General features: G+C 44.6%; 13 protein-coding genes. 10 read left to right on the forward strand and 3 right to left on the reverse strand.

All coding sequences use genetic code 11. From position 1 onward, the window contains the following. Positions 1-19: 19 nt before the first annotated feature. The gene (locus tag A3763_RS27110; RefSeq protein ID WP_231872244.1) at positions 20-124 is read left to right on the forward strand and encodes a helix-turn-helix domain-containing protein; all 105 of its coding nucleotides are present in this window, start codon (positions 20-22) and stop codon (positions 122-124) included. On the opposite strand, the gene A3763_RS18475 is transcribed toward A3763_RS27110, so the two are convergent. After that, a complete protein-coding gene (locus A3763_RS18475; RefSeq protein ID WP_068760315.1) occupies positions 96-1,175 on the reverse strand; it encodes an AraC family transcriptional regulator in 1,080 nt (359 codons plus the stop codon). The genes A3763_RS27110 and A3763_RS18475 overlap by 29 nt on opposite strands. A 257-nt stretch (positions 1,176-1,432) precedes the next feature. On the opposite strand from A3763_RS18475, the gene A3763_RS18480 reads away from it, so the two are divergent. From A3763_RS18480 to A3763_RS28865, 9 genes are all read left to right on the forward strand, one after another. Beyond that, positions 1,433-1,978 carry a hypothetical protein gene (locus tag A3763_RS18480; RefSeq protein WP_068552932.1) on the forward strand — a complete coding sequence of 182 codons (546 nt, stop codon included), beginning with the start codon at positions 1,433-1,435 and terminating at the stop codon, positions 1,976-1,978. Positions 1,979-2,023: 45 nt separating this feature from the next. Further along, positions 2,024-4,894, forward strand: a complete 2,871-nt coding sequence (locus A3763_RS18485; RefSeq protein WP_068512869.1) for a class I adenylate cyclase — start codon at positions 2,024-2,026, stop codon at positions 4,892-4,894. A gap of 135 nt (positions 4,895-5,029) precedes the next feature. Next, positions 5,030-5,215, forward strand: a complete 186-nt coding sequence (locus tag A3763_RS18490; RefSeq protein WP_068512865.1) for a lipoprotein — start codon at positions 5,030-5,032, stop codon at positions 5,213-5,215. A 76-nt stretch (positions 5,216-5,291) separates the two neighbouring features. Next, a complete protein-coding gene (gene lysA, locus A3763_RS18495) occupies positions 5,292-6,545 on the forward strand; it encodes a diaminopimelate decarboxylase (RefSeq protein WP_068512862.1) in 1,254 nt (417 codons plus the stop codon). 39 nt (positions 6,546-6,584) lie between these two features. Then, positions 6,585-7,415, forward strand: coding sequence for a diaminopimelate epimerase (dapF, locus tag A3763_RS18500; RefSeq protein ID WP_068512859.1), 831 nt, complete (start codon positions 6,585-6,587; stop codon positions 7,413-7,415). A 153-nt stretch (positions 7,416-7,568) separates the two neighbouring features. Beyond that, positions 7,569-8,318, forward strand: a complete 750-nt coding sequence (locus A3763_RS18505; RefSeq protein ID WP_082870321.1) for a DUF484 family protein — start codon at positions 7,569-7,571, stop codon at positions 8,316-8,318. 61 nt (positions 8,319-8,379) lie between these two features. Next, complete coding sequence (xerC, locus tag A3763_RS18510) at positions 8,380-9,276, forward strand: tyrosine recombinase XerC (protein ID WP_068512856.1); 897 nt, start codon at positions 8,380-8,382, stop codon at positions 9,274-9,276. Positions 9,277-9,347: 71 nt separating this feature from the next. Continuing rightward, the gene (locus tag A3763_RS18515) at positions 9,348-11,066 is read left to right on the forward strand and encodes a GGDEF domain-containing protein (RefSeq protein ID WP_068512853.1); all 1,719 of its coding nucleotides are present in this window, start codon (positions 9,348-9,350) and stop codon (positions 11,064-11,066) included. 64 nt (positions 11,067-11,130) lie between these two features. Next, on the forward strand, positions 11,131-11,781 hold the full coding sequence (locus A3763_RS28865) for a hypothetical protein (protein WP_068760316.1): 651 nt from the start codon (positions 11,131-11,133) through the stop codon (positions 11,779-11,781). A 2-nt stretch (positions 11,782-11,783) separates the two neighbouring features. Here A3763_RS28865 and A3763_RS18525 read toward each other — a convergent pair whose 3' ends face one another. Then, positions 11,784-12,452 carry a glutathione S-transferase gene (locus tag A3763_RS18525; protein WP_068512847.1) on the reverse strand — a complete coding sequence of 223 codons (669 nt, stop codon included), beginning with the start codon at positions 12,450-12,452 and terminating at the stop codon, positions 11,784-11,786. 183 nt (positions 12,453-12,635) lie between these two features. Continuing rightward, a complete protein-coding gene (locus A3763_RS18530) occupies positions 12,636-13,646 on the reverse strand; it encodes an SGNH/GDSL hydrolase family protein (RefSeq protein ID WP_068634447.1) in 1,011 nt (336 codons plus the stop codon). Positions 13,647-13,980 lie beyond the last annotated feature (334 nt).

Here is a 13,980-nt window from a genome sequence, read left to right on the forward strand (position 1 = left end):
AAGCATTGAAGCCATTGCACTGACTCTAGGCTATGATGATGCTTCCAACTTTAACCGTTCATTTAAGCGCTGGTTCGATAGCTCACCATCGCAATTCAGACAAGCTCACAAACAGTCCTTATAAGCCAAGATCTAGTCTTTATTGAATCAAAATGACTACTAGTTGAGCCCAAATAACCTGTTTGCGCTAGTCTGAATTGCGATGGTGAGCTATCGAACCAGCGCTTAAATGAACGGTTAAAGTTGGAAGCATCATCATAGCCTAGAGTCAGTGCAATGGCTTCAATGCTTGATTGGGTATTCAGTAGTAAGTTTTTTGCCTGAGCTTTTCGTAAGTTAGCCATGACCTTACTAAAAGAAGTATTTTCTGTTTTTAGCTTTCTCGCGAGTGTGCTTTTGGACATATTCAGGTTTCTCGCGATTTCTTCTATCGATAAAGAGTAATCGTGAGCCTGTTCAACAAGCGAGACAACTTTTTGTTCAAGGCTATCAAATTGGTTCAGACGAGAAAGCTCTTCGTCGCATTGTGCGCGCGCCAGTTCAACAGAGCGAGGGTTTGCCGTAACGCTGGTGATCTTAAGTAAAGACTTTGGGATAGTGACTCCGGCAGTCTTAGCGTCAAAGTGAACAGAGCAAGGCAGTAGCTCTACGTACTTGTCTTGCCATGCGGGTGCCTTATAGGGGAAGCAAACGGTGCACTGTTCGACGCCCTTGCCAATTACAAACTCTATAACGTTGAGTAAAGACGCGAGTAAAACTTCGTAGAGTAATTCTCGTATGGGCTCCCATGTACAAGTTTCTTTAATTTCTAAAAGGCAATCTTCGCCATTAACTTGAATGTTAATTCCGATGGCTTGCAAGCGGGTTTGATAATAGCGGCTAATCAGCTCAAGGCATTCGCCTAAGTCAATACCGTGAGAAACGGCAAAACCTAAGCTGCCATGGCTGGAAAGCTGAATTTTTTGGGCAAAGTGAAGGCCTAGCCATGGACAACTGGACTTACTATAAATGTCATGAACAAAGTCCTTGAAATCGTTAAAGGGGATAAAGTCCTGCCCCTTATGCTTTTCTAGTGTGTTAGTAATGTGTGAGTAATTGAGTTCCAGGTTTTGCTCTTCGCTATACCGAATAAACTGATGCAAGTAAGAGATAGAAGAGAGTACGTTATCGCTCAAGATTGTTTGCCTTGTTGTTCTTGTGAGTATGCTTTTGGGCTAGCTCGATTGTTTAGCGCGAAAATGATAAACAATTATTACATGAAAAAACTATAGTACTAAACTCGCTTAATTTTGAGATATTTTTGTAAGCGTGCTTTGGCTTAGTGATTATTCTTGGTCTAAGCTTATTCGACGCATATTAATATATTAAACTCAGAAAGTGGTCCCTAGGGATAGCCTGCTTTAAATGGAAAGGTGCGCAGACAGCTAACGTTATGAAATCACTAGAAGTAGCACAACATATTCATGTTCTTTATGAAGACTCTTTGAAAGAGCTTCTGGCAAGCCTTAGTTGTGATGTGAACATGTCACCGGCTAACGAGGCTGATTGGTTAGATGCGCCGGTAGCGCTTATCGATGCAGGTTCTGAAGATATGGAAATCAAGCTTGCGCTTGCGCTTGAGCTGCCTATGACTGTACTTGCTATGACCTATCCGGTACCAAACATCACTGTCGTTGATGAGGAGTCCCTGGAAGATTGGATCTCTGAAATGGCCAATCAGTTGATCGGGCGTTTGAAGACAAAGTTAATGTCGCATGAGCAAGAGATTACCTTGGGGCTGCCGACGACGTCTTTTGGTGTTGAGTTGAACGACTTGATTGAACCTGGCCCTACCCGCTTCTCCAGTTATATTGAGGTAGATGGGGAAGCTTGTGCTTTTCACATCGGAGTGGAGTTCTTTTCCGAAGAGATTAGTTTTGTTAGTGAGCCGGTCGTGGTGGAAGATTCGTTGATGGAATCAGAGATCGAGTTATTTTAGTTTTATGGCTGATAAGCCCTTTCTGGATCTGGTAGTAGACTGGGTATGAGCACATTTAAAACCAAATTAGCGCCAGACTATAAAGATGGTGTCGACCGGAAACTCTTAAAGACCATTAAGAACCGTTTTTTGCAGGTCAATGCTGATCGCTTCGAGCGCTGTCGACAGGGCTTGTCTTCCCGACATCAAGATATCCTTTATGTATTGCCTTTACTTTACCACGTTAACCACCCTCTGATGCCGGGTTATGTCGCGCAAGATGCACCCGCCGGCGTGTCGGCTTATCAACCCGATAAAGCAGCTTTAAGTATTGCAAAGTCCTTTAGCCAGACCTTTAAGTTTAAGTCAGGCTCCCGCCAGCTTAGCCAGATACATGCTCTCTACATGATGGGCAGTACTGGAACCTTAGCGCACTCTGAAGCGAGTGATGTGGACTTATGGTTGTGCTTTGACCCTGGCCTGGGCGAAGACGCTATGGCTTCGCTCGCAGAAAAAGCCAAGAAGATAGATGATTGGGCAAACAGTCTAGGCTTGGAGCTTCATACTTTTTTGATGAATGCGGAAAAGTTTAAGGCTGGGCACTTGAATAACCGCATGGATAAAGAAAGTAGTGGTTCTGCACAACATTATTTGCTGCTGGACGAGTTTTATCGTACTGCGATTTTATTAGCGGGGCGTTACCCAATTTGGTGGCTGATTCCACCAAATTTAGAAGGAGAATACGAGGAGAAAGTTGATCTCCTGTTGAGTAAACGTTTTATTAAACAGCAAGAGGTTCTCGATTTTGGTAGCGCTGCGTTTATTCCTAAAAGTGAGTTGATAGGTGCTGGGCTATGGCAGCTATATAAAGGCCTGGACTCGCCCTATAAATCAGTACTGAAAATCTTGCTGGCGGAAGTTTATGCCCAAGAGCTTCCGGAAGCTGAAACTTTGAGTCAGGTTTATAAGCGCGCTGTTTATGATGATGAATTAGGTATTGAAGATCTGGATCCATATCTTCTTGTCTATCAGCGTCTCGAAGCTTATTTAAATAAAAGAAAAGAACATAAACGGCTCGATATTGTTCAGAAGAGCTTTTACATTAAAGTTGCGAAAAAACTCTCTCGATCCCCATCGGGAAGGGGGCCTTCATGGCAGAGAAAACTATTGGAAAAAATTGTCCGAACCTGGGGTTGGTCAGAGAGTAAGTTCAGGTACCTGGACTCTCGCGCCAAATGGAAAGTTGATGAGGTTCTGGTCGAGCGCCAAGTCTTAGTGGCAGAGTTGAGTTACTGTTATCGGTTTTTGTCACAGTATGCTCGCACTCATGGTATTCGCTCCAGTATTACCGCTGAAGACCTTAACCTCCTGGGCAGAAAGCTATACGCAAATTTTCAGAAGAAAGCAGGTAAGGTTGAGCGGGTTAATCCGGGTATTGTCGGGGACTTATGGGAAGAGAACCTGGCTATTCACCATACCAGCTCTCAGTTGATGCCAAGTGAGCAAAGCGGCTGGCTGTTATACAGGAATCTAAGTACTGATTCAGATGCTTCGTTTGAAGTGCCCTTGAAGAAATTTACTTCGATGGTGGAGTTACTTGCATGGCTATATTTTAACGGCATTGTAAATAGCTCCACTCGCTTAAGTCTGGTACCGGGTGATACGGGCTACAGGCTACAAGAAGTTCAGCAGATGATTCGTGCTTTGCAGCAAAGTATTAGCGTACCTCTTCCACCAGTGAATCAGGCAAGCTTTGTTAAGGCTGCGCAGGTTACACAGGTGGTCTTGTTTGTGAGCGTTGGTTTAGACCCCATGGAAGAATTAGCGGAACGGGGGATGCAGCGTTTAAGTGATCGTACAGATGCACTCGACTACAGTACCGATCGCTTTAACCTGGTACGCACGATAGATCAAATCAGTATTAATAGCTGGAATGAAGTCAGTGCGCACCGTTTTGAAGTGGGTGATACCCTGATGCAAACCCTGCAGTCTTATTTGCAGATTTGTTTGGCACAGCAAAGTGACTTCGAGTGTGAATTACGTGTATTTTGTTTCTGCCCTCAGCGAGCGAGTATTATTGCTTCGCGTGTTGAAGGTGTCTTTACCTCGATCAAGAAAGCTTTTTTTCCAGATGGACGTGTCCGCTCTGTTCGCTATGTTCTCGATATGGGCGGGCGTCACTATGTGGTTCAGTATGTTGATGAGCAGTTCAGGTATTTTTCCTATGCAAATGAGGTGGAGCTCTACAAAGCCTTAAAGCAGGGGCAGCGTCACTATAGCCCAATTATTTTTGATGAATACGCTCAGCCAGGAGAGACCCTGGTTGCAGCAGTTTTACCCTACAATATGCCTGGTAATATTCAGGTTTTTTTCTTTTTGCATCACGATACCTATCAGTTAATTATATTGGACGAGCAGGGTAGCCTGTTGCGCCTGGTTTTAACGGGGCGTGACGAGATGCTACTACTTTCTGCATTGAATGAGTGCCTGGTTCGGATGTTGGAAACAAGGCAGCTCTCAGATATGAGCCTGGGAGGTGAAATGCCTACGGTGAGCTTTAATAAAATCACCAAGGCGAAAGACGGTGGTTATCGTATACGGGCGCTGAAAGATATTCCACACTGTGCAGTGAGTGAGGTACAGGTTCATGTTAGCAGTGAAGGCTACCAGTCGAACTGCGACTTGAGCTTTCAGGGTATGGAGTTTAGTAATGCCGCGCATGGAGAGCAGCAATATGAAGCGCTTATCCATTATGCTAATAAGCAGCAGGTATCTGACCGACTGCCGCTTATGGTGTCGGAGGTCTTGCTTAGCAATCACTCATCTCAATTTAGCGTAGCATCCAGTGATTCGGCGAAAACCCTGGAAGTATTGCGCTGGTTTGCAAAGGCTGACAAGGCTCTGCATCGAGCCATACAAAAACAGTCTTCTCGTTAGGGTTTGTACTTAAAAATAGTCAATTGCCCTTCAACTCGTTATAATTCCTGCCTTTTGGCAGCTGACGCGTATCTTCCCATGAGCCTTTCGGAAATTATTCTTTTTCGGCCTTTATTTCGAGGTGTGAGTAAACGTATGAGATTAAAACTTACGCCTCTTTTTATCATGTCATGTGTGGTACTGGTGCAAGGCTGTGGCCAAAAGGGTGATCTCTATTTGCCTGTGCACAATCAGTCGGAAGTGGTGGAAAGTCCTGCTTCCGATAAGGCAGAAAAAAAGAAACGAGATACGAGAGCCCCAGAAGAGCAGTTTGAGAACTAAGCTTAGCAATCCTGGGTGATTGGCAAATTCTATCCAAGCCTGAAGCGGTTCAGGCGATTAAAAAGTGTTATAAATCATGAGTTATTTTTCGTACCAGAATGGCGAGTTGTATGCAGAAAATTCGTCACTAAGCCAGATCGCTGAACAGTATGGCACCCCGTGTTATGTTTATTCACGTGCAGCATTTGAGGCGCATTATCAGGCTTATAAAAAAGCCTTTGCAGGGCATGCGAACTTAGTTTGCTATGCAGTCAAGGCAAACTCTAATCTGGCTGTACTGAATATTCTTGCCAAGCAGGGTGCCGGTTTTGATATTGTCTCGGTCGGAGAACTAGAAAGAGTGCTGCGTGCTGGTGGTAGTGCAGATCAGGTGGTCTTTTCAGGTGTCGGCAAACAAGCACATGAGATGCAACGCGCGCTTGAGGTGGGTGTTCATTGCTTCAATATTGAGTCCGAGGCAGAGCTCTATCGTTTAAATGATGTTGCTTTGGAGATGGGCAAAGTCGCACCGATTTCATTACGCGTGAACCCTGATGTTGATGCGGGCACTCATCCCTATATTTCGACCGGCTTAAAAGATAATAAGTTTGGTGTTGCCATTGAGCAGGCCCCAGCGATTTACCAGGCTGCTTCCAAGCTGGCTGGCGTAAAGGTGATAGGCGTTGATTGCCATATCGGCTCCCAGCTAACTGAAACGGAACCATTTCTTGATGCATTAGAGCGAGTTTTGCTTTTGGTTGATCAGCTTGCAGAACAAGGGGTCGTGATCGAGCACCTTGACCTGGGTGGTGGTTTAGGCGTTACTTATGATGACGAGCAGCCACCTGAAGTGGCTGACTATATCAGCGCTTTGTTAGAAAAAATCGGGGATCGAGGTCTAAAGGTTATTTTGGAGCCAGGACGTTCCATTGCTGCGAATGCAGGTGTTTTATTAACACGGGTCGAATTTCTGAAGCACAACGAAGATAAGCACTTTGCGATTATCGATGCGGCGATGAATGACCTGCTACGCCCGTCTTTATACAGCGCATGGCAGAATATTATTCGGGTAGAAAAAGAGCCGGGTTCTGATTGTGAGCGTCATCACTATGATTTGGTAGGGCCGATTTGTGAGACGGGCGACTTCTTGGGTAAAGATCGTGATTTGGCTATTAAGGCGGGCGACTTGCTCGCGGTAATGTCATCAGGTGCTTATGGCTTTGCAATGAGCTCGAACTACAACTCCAGAGGTCGTGTGGCAGAGCTGGTTGTAGATGGTGAGCAAGTCGTATTAGCGCGTAAGCGTGAAACAATTGATGATCAACTAGCGCTTGAGAATTTGATGCCTTAGTGGGCATTTAGAGTATTTTAGGTATCGGGAGAAAACAATATGGTGGTGAACTTTACCAAAATGCATGGTTTGGGTAATGACTTTATGGTGGTTGATATGATCAGCCATCATGTTCACCTTCGTCCTGAACAAATTCGCCGAATGGCTGATCGTAATTTAGGTGTGGGCTTTGACCAGCTTTTGTTGGTCGAACCACCTGGCAAGCCTGATGTTGATTTTCGCTATCGAATTTTTAATGCCGATGGTTCAGAAGTTGAGCAGTGTGGTAACGGTGCCAGGTGTTTCGCAGTCTTCGTGCGCGAGAAGAAGCTAAGCAACAAAGATAGTATTCGGGTCGAAACAAAAAAAGGCGATATTGAGTTAAAGGTCAATGATGATGGTCGCGTCCTTGTAGACATGGGCGAACCAGTATTCGACCCAGAAAGTATTCCATTTACAGCGGATGCTCCAGCAGATAGTTACAGCATCGATGTCGATGGTGAACCCTTGCAGATTTCTGCGGTGTCTATGGGCAACCCTCATGCTGTTTTGCAGGTGCCTGAATTGAGTGATCAGCAGGTTGCGCATTTAGGACCATTGATTGAAGCGCATGAACGCTTTCCAGAGCGTGTGAATGTTGGTTTTATGGAAATAGTACATAAGCGCTTTATCCAACTACGCGTTTACGAGCGAGGTGTGGGTGAAACCTTGGCCTGTGGTACCGGTGCGTGTGCGGCTGTTGCCGCTGGAATAAGCCGAGGTGTGCTGGAATCGCCAGTTGAGGTTCGCTTGCCTGGCGGTAATCTAAAAATTGAGTGGCAGGGCGTCGGCTCACCGTTAATGATGGAAGGCCCCGCTATGACTGTTTTCGAAGGAAAAATTCGAATTTAGCGCTACACTTAGTTAGCGATAGGCGTTTAGTGAGGCTTGAACTAGATTCGTGATCTCTTAGCCCACATCGTAATACTGATAGATTTCAGATAAATAAATATAAGTTTTGAATGGACTCCCCCAGACATAGTGAACCGTATTAGTGAAGATAGTATGAGCAATAAAGAAGTAAACGCTGAAGTAAGCCCGCAAGCTGCGAGTATTCAAGAAACTGACGTTATTGAGTATTTGAAGACTCACCCTGAATTCTTTGTTCAACATGATTACTTGTTGAATGAGCTAAAAATACCTCATGCGAGCGGCGCTGCGATATCTTTAGGGGAGCGTCAGGTGCAAGTATTTAGAGAGCACCGTGATGAGCTGAAAAACAAGCTTAATGAACTGATCTCCATTGCGCATGAGAATGATGCTCATTTTGAGAAGACCAAACGCCTGTTATTAAACTTGTTAGAGGTGAAGAGCCTTGATGAGATTGAAATGGTCGTAAATGAGGCATTCAAAAATGATGCGAATATCGACTTCAGCAGCATTTTATTGTTTGGTAAGCCAAGTGACTACCCTGTTAGCGAAGTGAAAGTCATTTCGATCGATGAGGCTCGGGGGCAGCTAGGCGGTATTCTCGATCATACACGAGCAGTTTGCGGGCAGTTCCGAGACGAAGAGCGTGCATGCTTGTTCCCGAACCCCGAAGAAGTCGGTTCAGCGGCAGTGATTCCTTTACGAAATGGTGAGCTTTTGGGCTTGTTCTGTTTGGGCAGTCGCGATGCTAAGCACTTTGATAGCTCAATGGGCTCTTTATTCCTTTCTTATATCAGCGATTTTATCAGCCGTATTCTGCCGAATCTGTTGTTGGCTGCTAAGCGACAGCAGGTAGAGGACTCAGTTCCTTCGCTCTTGGAATAGATATTTTCGAAGCGAGTCGCCATAAATGGTTTAATGATCCGGTAGAGAATTCGAGGCAGTGATGGAAAAGTTACTAGAAGAGTTTCTCGATAATTTACTGGTCGTTAGGAGGCTCTCCCATCACACTTACACCAATTACAGGCGTGACTTGGAGCGTATTCATACTTGGTGCTCTGAACAGGGTATTCACGCTTGGAGTGAGCTCAGTCACGCTCATGTCCGCTTATACGTTTCTTACCTGCACCGTAAGCAGCTTTCTAGCAAGAGTATTCAAAGAGCACTGTCGTCACTACGTAGTTTTTACAATTACCAGATTAAACATGCTTTGCTAGAACACAATCCGTGTCTGGATGTTCCGGTTCCAAAAGGGAGCAAAAAACTGCCTAAAGTCTTGAATGTTGATCAAATTAACCATCTATTAGATAACGATAGTGGCGATTGGCATGTGATTCGTGATCACGCCATGTTCGAGGTTTTCTATTCTTCAGGTCTACGCCTTTCTGAATTAGTAAATTTGAATGTAAATTCCATAAATCTTGATGAAGGTTTTGTTGATGTGCTGGGTAAAGGTGGCAAAGAAAGGCACTTGCCATTAGGAAGCAAGGCCATTGAAGCGCTAAAAGAGTGGTTAGCCTTTCGTGGCGATTGCTTGGGAGAAGAGGCGGTCGCACTTTTCATTAGCCAGCAAGGAAAGCGGATAAGTGTACGTAATGTTCAGGTTCGCTTGAAAAAAATGGCAATCGAGAAAGGTATTATTAATGATGTCAGCCCGCATATGCTGCGACATTCTTTTGCAAGCCACATGTTGGAGTCGAGTCAAAACCTTCGCGCCGTACAAGAATTATTAGGCCATGCCGATATTTCCACCACACAGGTCTATACTCATCTAGACTTTAAACATTTAGCTGAGGTGTATGATGCATCTCACCCTAGAGCCAGAAAACGAAATACAAAATAAGCATTATCATTTTTGTTTGTTTTACTAAGTAAATAATAACATTTGAATCGGTTCAAAAAGCTGGAGAACTCATGAGTAACCAGTCGGATTTAAAAAAAGAGCTAGAACGCTGGAAAGATAAGTATTTTGAGCAAGGTGAGTCTTTTGACGGCCAGAAAAAGCTCATTCAAGATTACGCCTCACTGATGCAGCGAATTCTGGTGCGTGTTAGCTTGGCGGCAGAGCACACTTCTGATGAATTAGATGGCGAGTTGGCTAGCTTGCGCAGTGCGGTGCGCAGTGCAACACCTGAAAAGAATGATCTCGAAAAGCGCCTTAAGCGTATTGATAAATTGATTCTTGCGGCGGACGAGAGCAAACAGCAAAACCTGAGAAAAGTAGCGAGTGCTTTAGAGAGTATTATCGATCAGCTATTGACTCTCAAGCTTCCTCGAAAGCAGAAAAGTGGGCTAAAGAAGCTCTTAAAGTCTATCGCCAAGCGTTCGTCAAATATTCAAGAATACCCAGCTATCCTGTCTGAGTATGCAAAACTCCAGTCTGAAGTCTTGTCGGTAATTGTTGACCCAGACAAAAAAGAGGCCGGTTTCTTAAGTCGTCTCTTGGGTGGCGGAAGTGATGAAAATGCAAGCGCTGATACGGCTTCGGGCGAAGATAGCTCCCTCAGCGAAGAGGACTTGGAGCTAGAAACGGACGATGCCAGCAATGCAGCAGAAGAGCTTGCTCCTGGCTTTTCTTCTGTTGCGCGGCATATTCGCAACACTTTGAGTAATCTACTGGACCAATTAGCGTTTCCAAGCAGTGCGACCAGAGAAGTAGCGAAACTGCGTGGTCAAATTGAAAAAGAGCTGGTTTGGTATGAACTTGGCCCTACTTTGGATGATTTGTCTAACTTGATCCTTTCGGTTGTGGGTAAAGGGCAGCGCGAGTTTAGTAACTTTCTGAAGGTGCTCGATGAGCGCTTGAGTAAAGTTCAGGACTTTTTGGTAGAGAGTCAGAGTATTGATGACACCTGGCAAGATAAAAACGAAAAATTTGATCAACATATGCGTGATCAAGTCGATGAAATGACTCAGCGTGTGGGAAAAGCTGTCGATATAGATGATTTGAAACGATCTATTTCGGAGCACTTGGACAGCATATCCAGTGCTGTAGATCAGCATGCTGGTGATGCAGTTGAACACCAGCAAGCAAAAGAAGAAGAGGTCGAGGTCCTAAAAGAGCGCATCAAAGCGATGGAAGAAGAGACTCGTTATATTCGTAAACGCTTGAAGGAAGAGCGAGATAAAGCATTAAAAGATTCTTTAACGTCGTTGCCTAATCGAGAGGCTTATGACGAACGTTTTGAGCTGGAGCTTGAACGTTACAAACGTTATAAAAAGCCGGCTACACTGGTGGTGGCGGATATCGATTTCTTCAAAAGTATTAATGACAACTATGGTCACCTATCGGGCGATAAAGTTCTACAGATTATTGCCAAGGAAATTCAAAATAGAATACGCAAGACCGACTTTGTTGCGCGCTATGGTGGCGAAGAGTTTGTGATTATTTTGCCAGAAACAGATTTGCAAACTGCAAAGCAGGTAATTGAAAAAGTAAGGGAAATGATCGGTCGCTTACCTTTTCATTTTCGCGATGAAAAGATTCAAATTACCATGTCTTTTGGCTTAAGTGTCTTTGAAGAAGGCCTGGATCAGGGGCAGTTATTTGAACGAGCAGACTCTGCACTGTATCAAGCAAAAGAAAATGGCCGAAACAGGGCAGAAGTGCGGAGTGAAGCATCTTCTGACTAGGTAAATTTCGGGTCTTGACCTAGACTTATTGTTAGGGAAAGAAATTAGCAAAGAGCAAAACGGTATGAGTGAGCAGCAGTACGAAATTGTATTTTACGGCAAACTGGTTGAAGGCTTTTCGGAGCAAGAGACCAAGCAACACGTTGCGCAGCTATTTAAAACAAGCGTAGACCAAGTAGAGCGCATGTTTACTGGCAAGCGGGTGGTGATACGTAATAAGCTCGACCAGGAAACGGCAAAGAAATATATCCTTGCGATGAGTAAGCGTGGCGCTGATTGCCAAGTTGAGGCGATGGGCAGTCCGGGTGTCAAAGTAGACTTTAGTGCGCCAGCTCCTCAGGCTGCGCCAACGCCAACGCCAACGCCAACGCCAACGCCAACGCCAACGCCAACGCCAACGCCAACGCCAACGCCAACGCCAACGCCAACGGCTAAGGCTCCCTTAACGGCCAGTGCTTCAAAGACCGATTTGCAGAATGTTGCCAGCAAAACCGGCCTTAATTTGGCAGGGGAAAAAGTCGACGAGATACTATCAGATACGCACTTTCAAGTTGGCGAGGTGGGCGAGCGCTTATCAGAAGTACATGAAGAGGTCATGGCAGAATTCCATGAGCTGGATAATGTGACGATTGCGCCTGTTGGCAGTGATATTGCTGAAAAGAAAGAAGAGCTTCCACCGGTGATTCCGGATACTTCTCATTTAAGTTTAAAGTAACCTTAACTGTCACTTGGCAAAGGTAGCCAAGTGATTTCGTCACCTTCCTTCCAAGCCGGATACTTCTTCATAATACTCAAAAATATGTCAGACTCTTTGTAGTCTGACAACCAGCGCTTGAGATAGTCGTAAGGGCTCGCATCAAACCATTCTAGGTCTACATGTGCAAATTGTCGTATAAAGGGAAAGATGGCGAGATCTGCCAGGCAGGCCTGCTCGCCAAAAAGAAAAGTTTGGTTTTGTAAGCGCTTGTCCAAAAGCTCTAAAAAACCTTCGCCTTGCTTGCGATATTCCTGCTCACTTTGTTCTGGGTGGCGGTCTGCATATTTGTATCGATCAAGCTTATCTTTGAATTCACCGTCATTGATTGAAATAAGGTCGAGCATCTCGTTAAGTTTGGAAGCATCTAAAAAGTTGTCTGGATCGTATCGTTTGAAAGCCCACTTCATGATATCCAGGCTTTCATCAATCACTTGCGGGGCCTCGGATTCTGAATGATGAAGGATGAGCACCGGAACGGTACCTTTCGGAGAATAATGCAGCATTGTCGCTGGCTTATTTCGTAAGACAATTTCCCTTATCTGAATCTTTTCCTGGCTAAGAGTCAGGGCCAACCGTGCTCTCATGGCATAAGGGCAGCGTCTGAAGGTGTATAGAATTGTCGAAGGCATGGGCGCAACCGTGTTTTGAAAACAGGCATGATTCCATTTGCTTTAACTAAAAGCAATTGAAGTTCTAAGTTGTACAGGTGTTATCGACTGGAATAAAAAAAGAGGGCCGAGGCCCTCTTAGAGTTAGTACTGCTTTATTAGTTATCGTTTTGGGTGTGTCTGGTAGGGAGGCTCAAATTTGTTTTATTGAGCCAATAGAGTTTGAACGATTTCAATACCTGCAGCTTGGTGAGCTTGCGTAGTTGGGTGAATTTCATCATAGAACAAGAAGCCAGTAGCTGTTACGTAACCATCACACTCAGGGTGAAGTGCACCACCTTGAGATAGCATGTAAGCACATGCGTCGTCAGTATTGGTGTAGCCATAGTCTTCAGCGTTGTCGACTTGATCAGTCAAGAAGCTGAATAGGTCGTACTCGATAAAATCGACACCTGTTTGATGCTCAAGACGAGCCAATTTACGATCCAGCTTGCGATTGAACTTAGCTGAAAGCTTAGTAGTAACTCGTACAAGGCGGTTCGCTTTGCGCTCTTGGCGAGTCGTTTGAGTGTTTGCAAGTAAGCCAGCAACAACCAAATCAGTTTCGGGGATCGCGCCGATATCTGGAGCATTAGATACTAGAATGTGCTGAGCACCAGAAGCGATCAATTTTTCGATTTGAGCAATTTCAGATTCAACAGCTGCTTTCAATGAAGCATTAGCTGCCTGACGAATAGCCTGACGTTCTTCAGCTGTAGAAGCGAAAACTGCTCCTGAGCGAATTTCACGTGCTGCACGAATGTCATTGCCACCGATTAATACGATGTATAGCGCGTCTGAAGGAGCAACACCTGCATTGATTTGTAGGAAAGCATTAACCTGGGTAGGTAGGTTGATGTCCGGTGTAGATTCATCACCATCTTCGTCAACTGCTTTTGCACCAGCAATAGCAAAGTTGTTACCAGTATAACCACCCGCTAAGTGTAGCGATGGTGTTAGGGTATGACCTAGTGCTGCTGCAACGAATTCTACCGCTACAGGGCCATTGGTGAAACGTTCACCATAGGTTTGGTCTGGTGCAATGGCATTAAGGTTACCATTATCAGAAAGGCTATCGCCAAATACGTATACATTACTGTAGCCGTTCGCATTAACCGCGAATGCAGCAACAAGTAGTGACGTCAGTGTCACCAACTTCAATTTCAGGCTTTTCATCAATCGACTCCGTTAATTTTCTTAATTTTGTTTTTTTCATGTATGTAAGTGTTTTATATGTTCTTAAAGAACTATTCTTTTTCAGGTTCTTTCTTGTCTGACTTTTTTGGGGGACTCCTCCAAAGCAATGACAAGTAAGTGATTTAAACCATATAAAAAAGAGGATTACGAAGCTGTGGCAAAGAAGGGTAATTTAGGTAACTTAGGTTAAATTCAGAGTTTTCAGTGAGACTTGGTTCAAAACTAATCAAATTTCATCGAGATGAGTTCTTATATTACTTGGAATATTGCAAACAAAACCCATGATAAAACGAGTAAAGACCAGGGTACCACG

The sequence above is a fragment of the Oleiphilus sp. HI0128 genome (assembly GCF_001635365.1).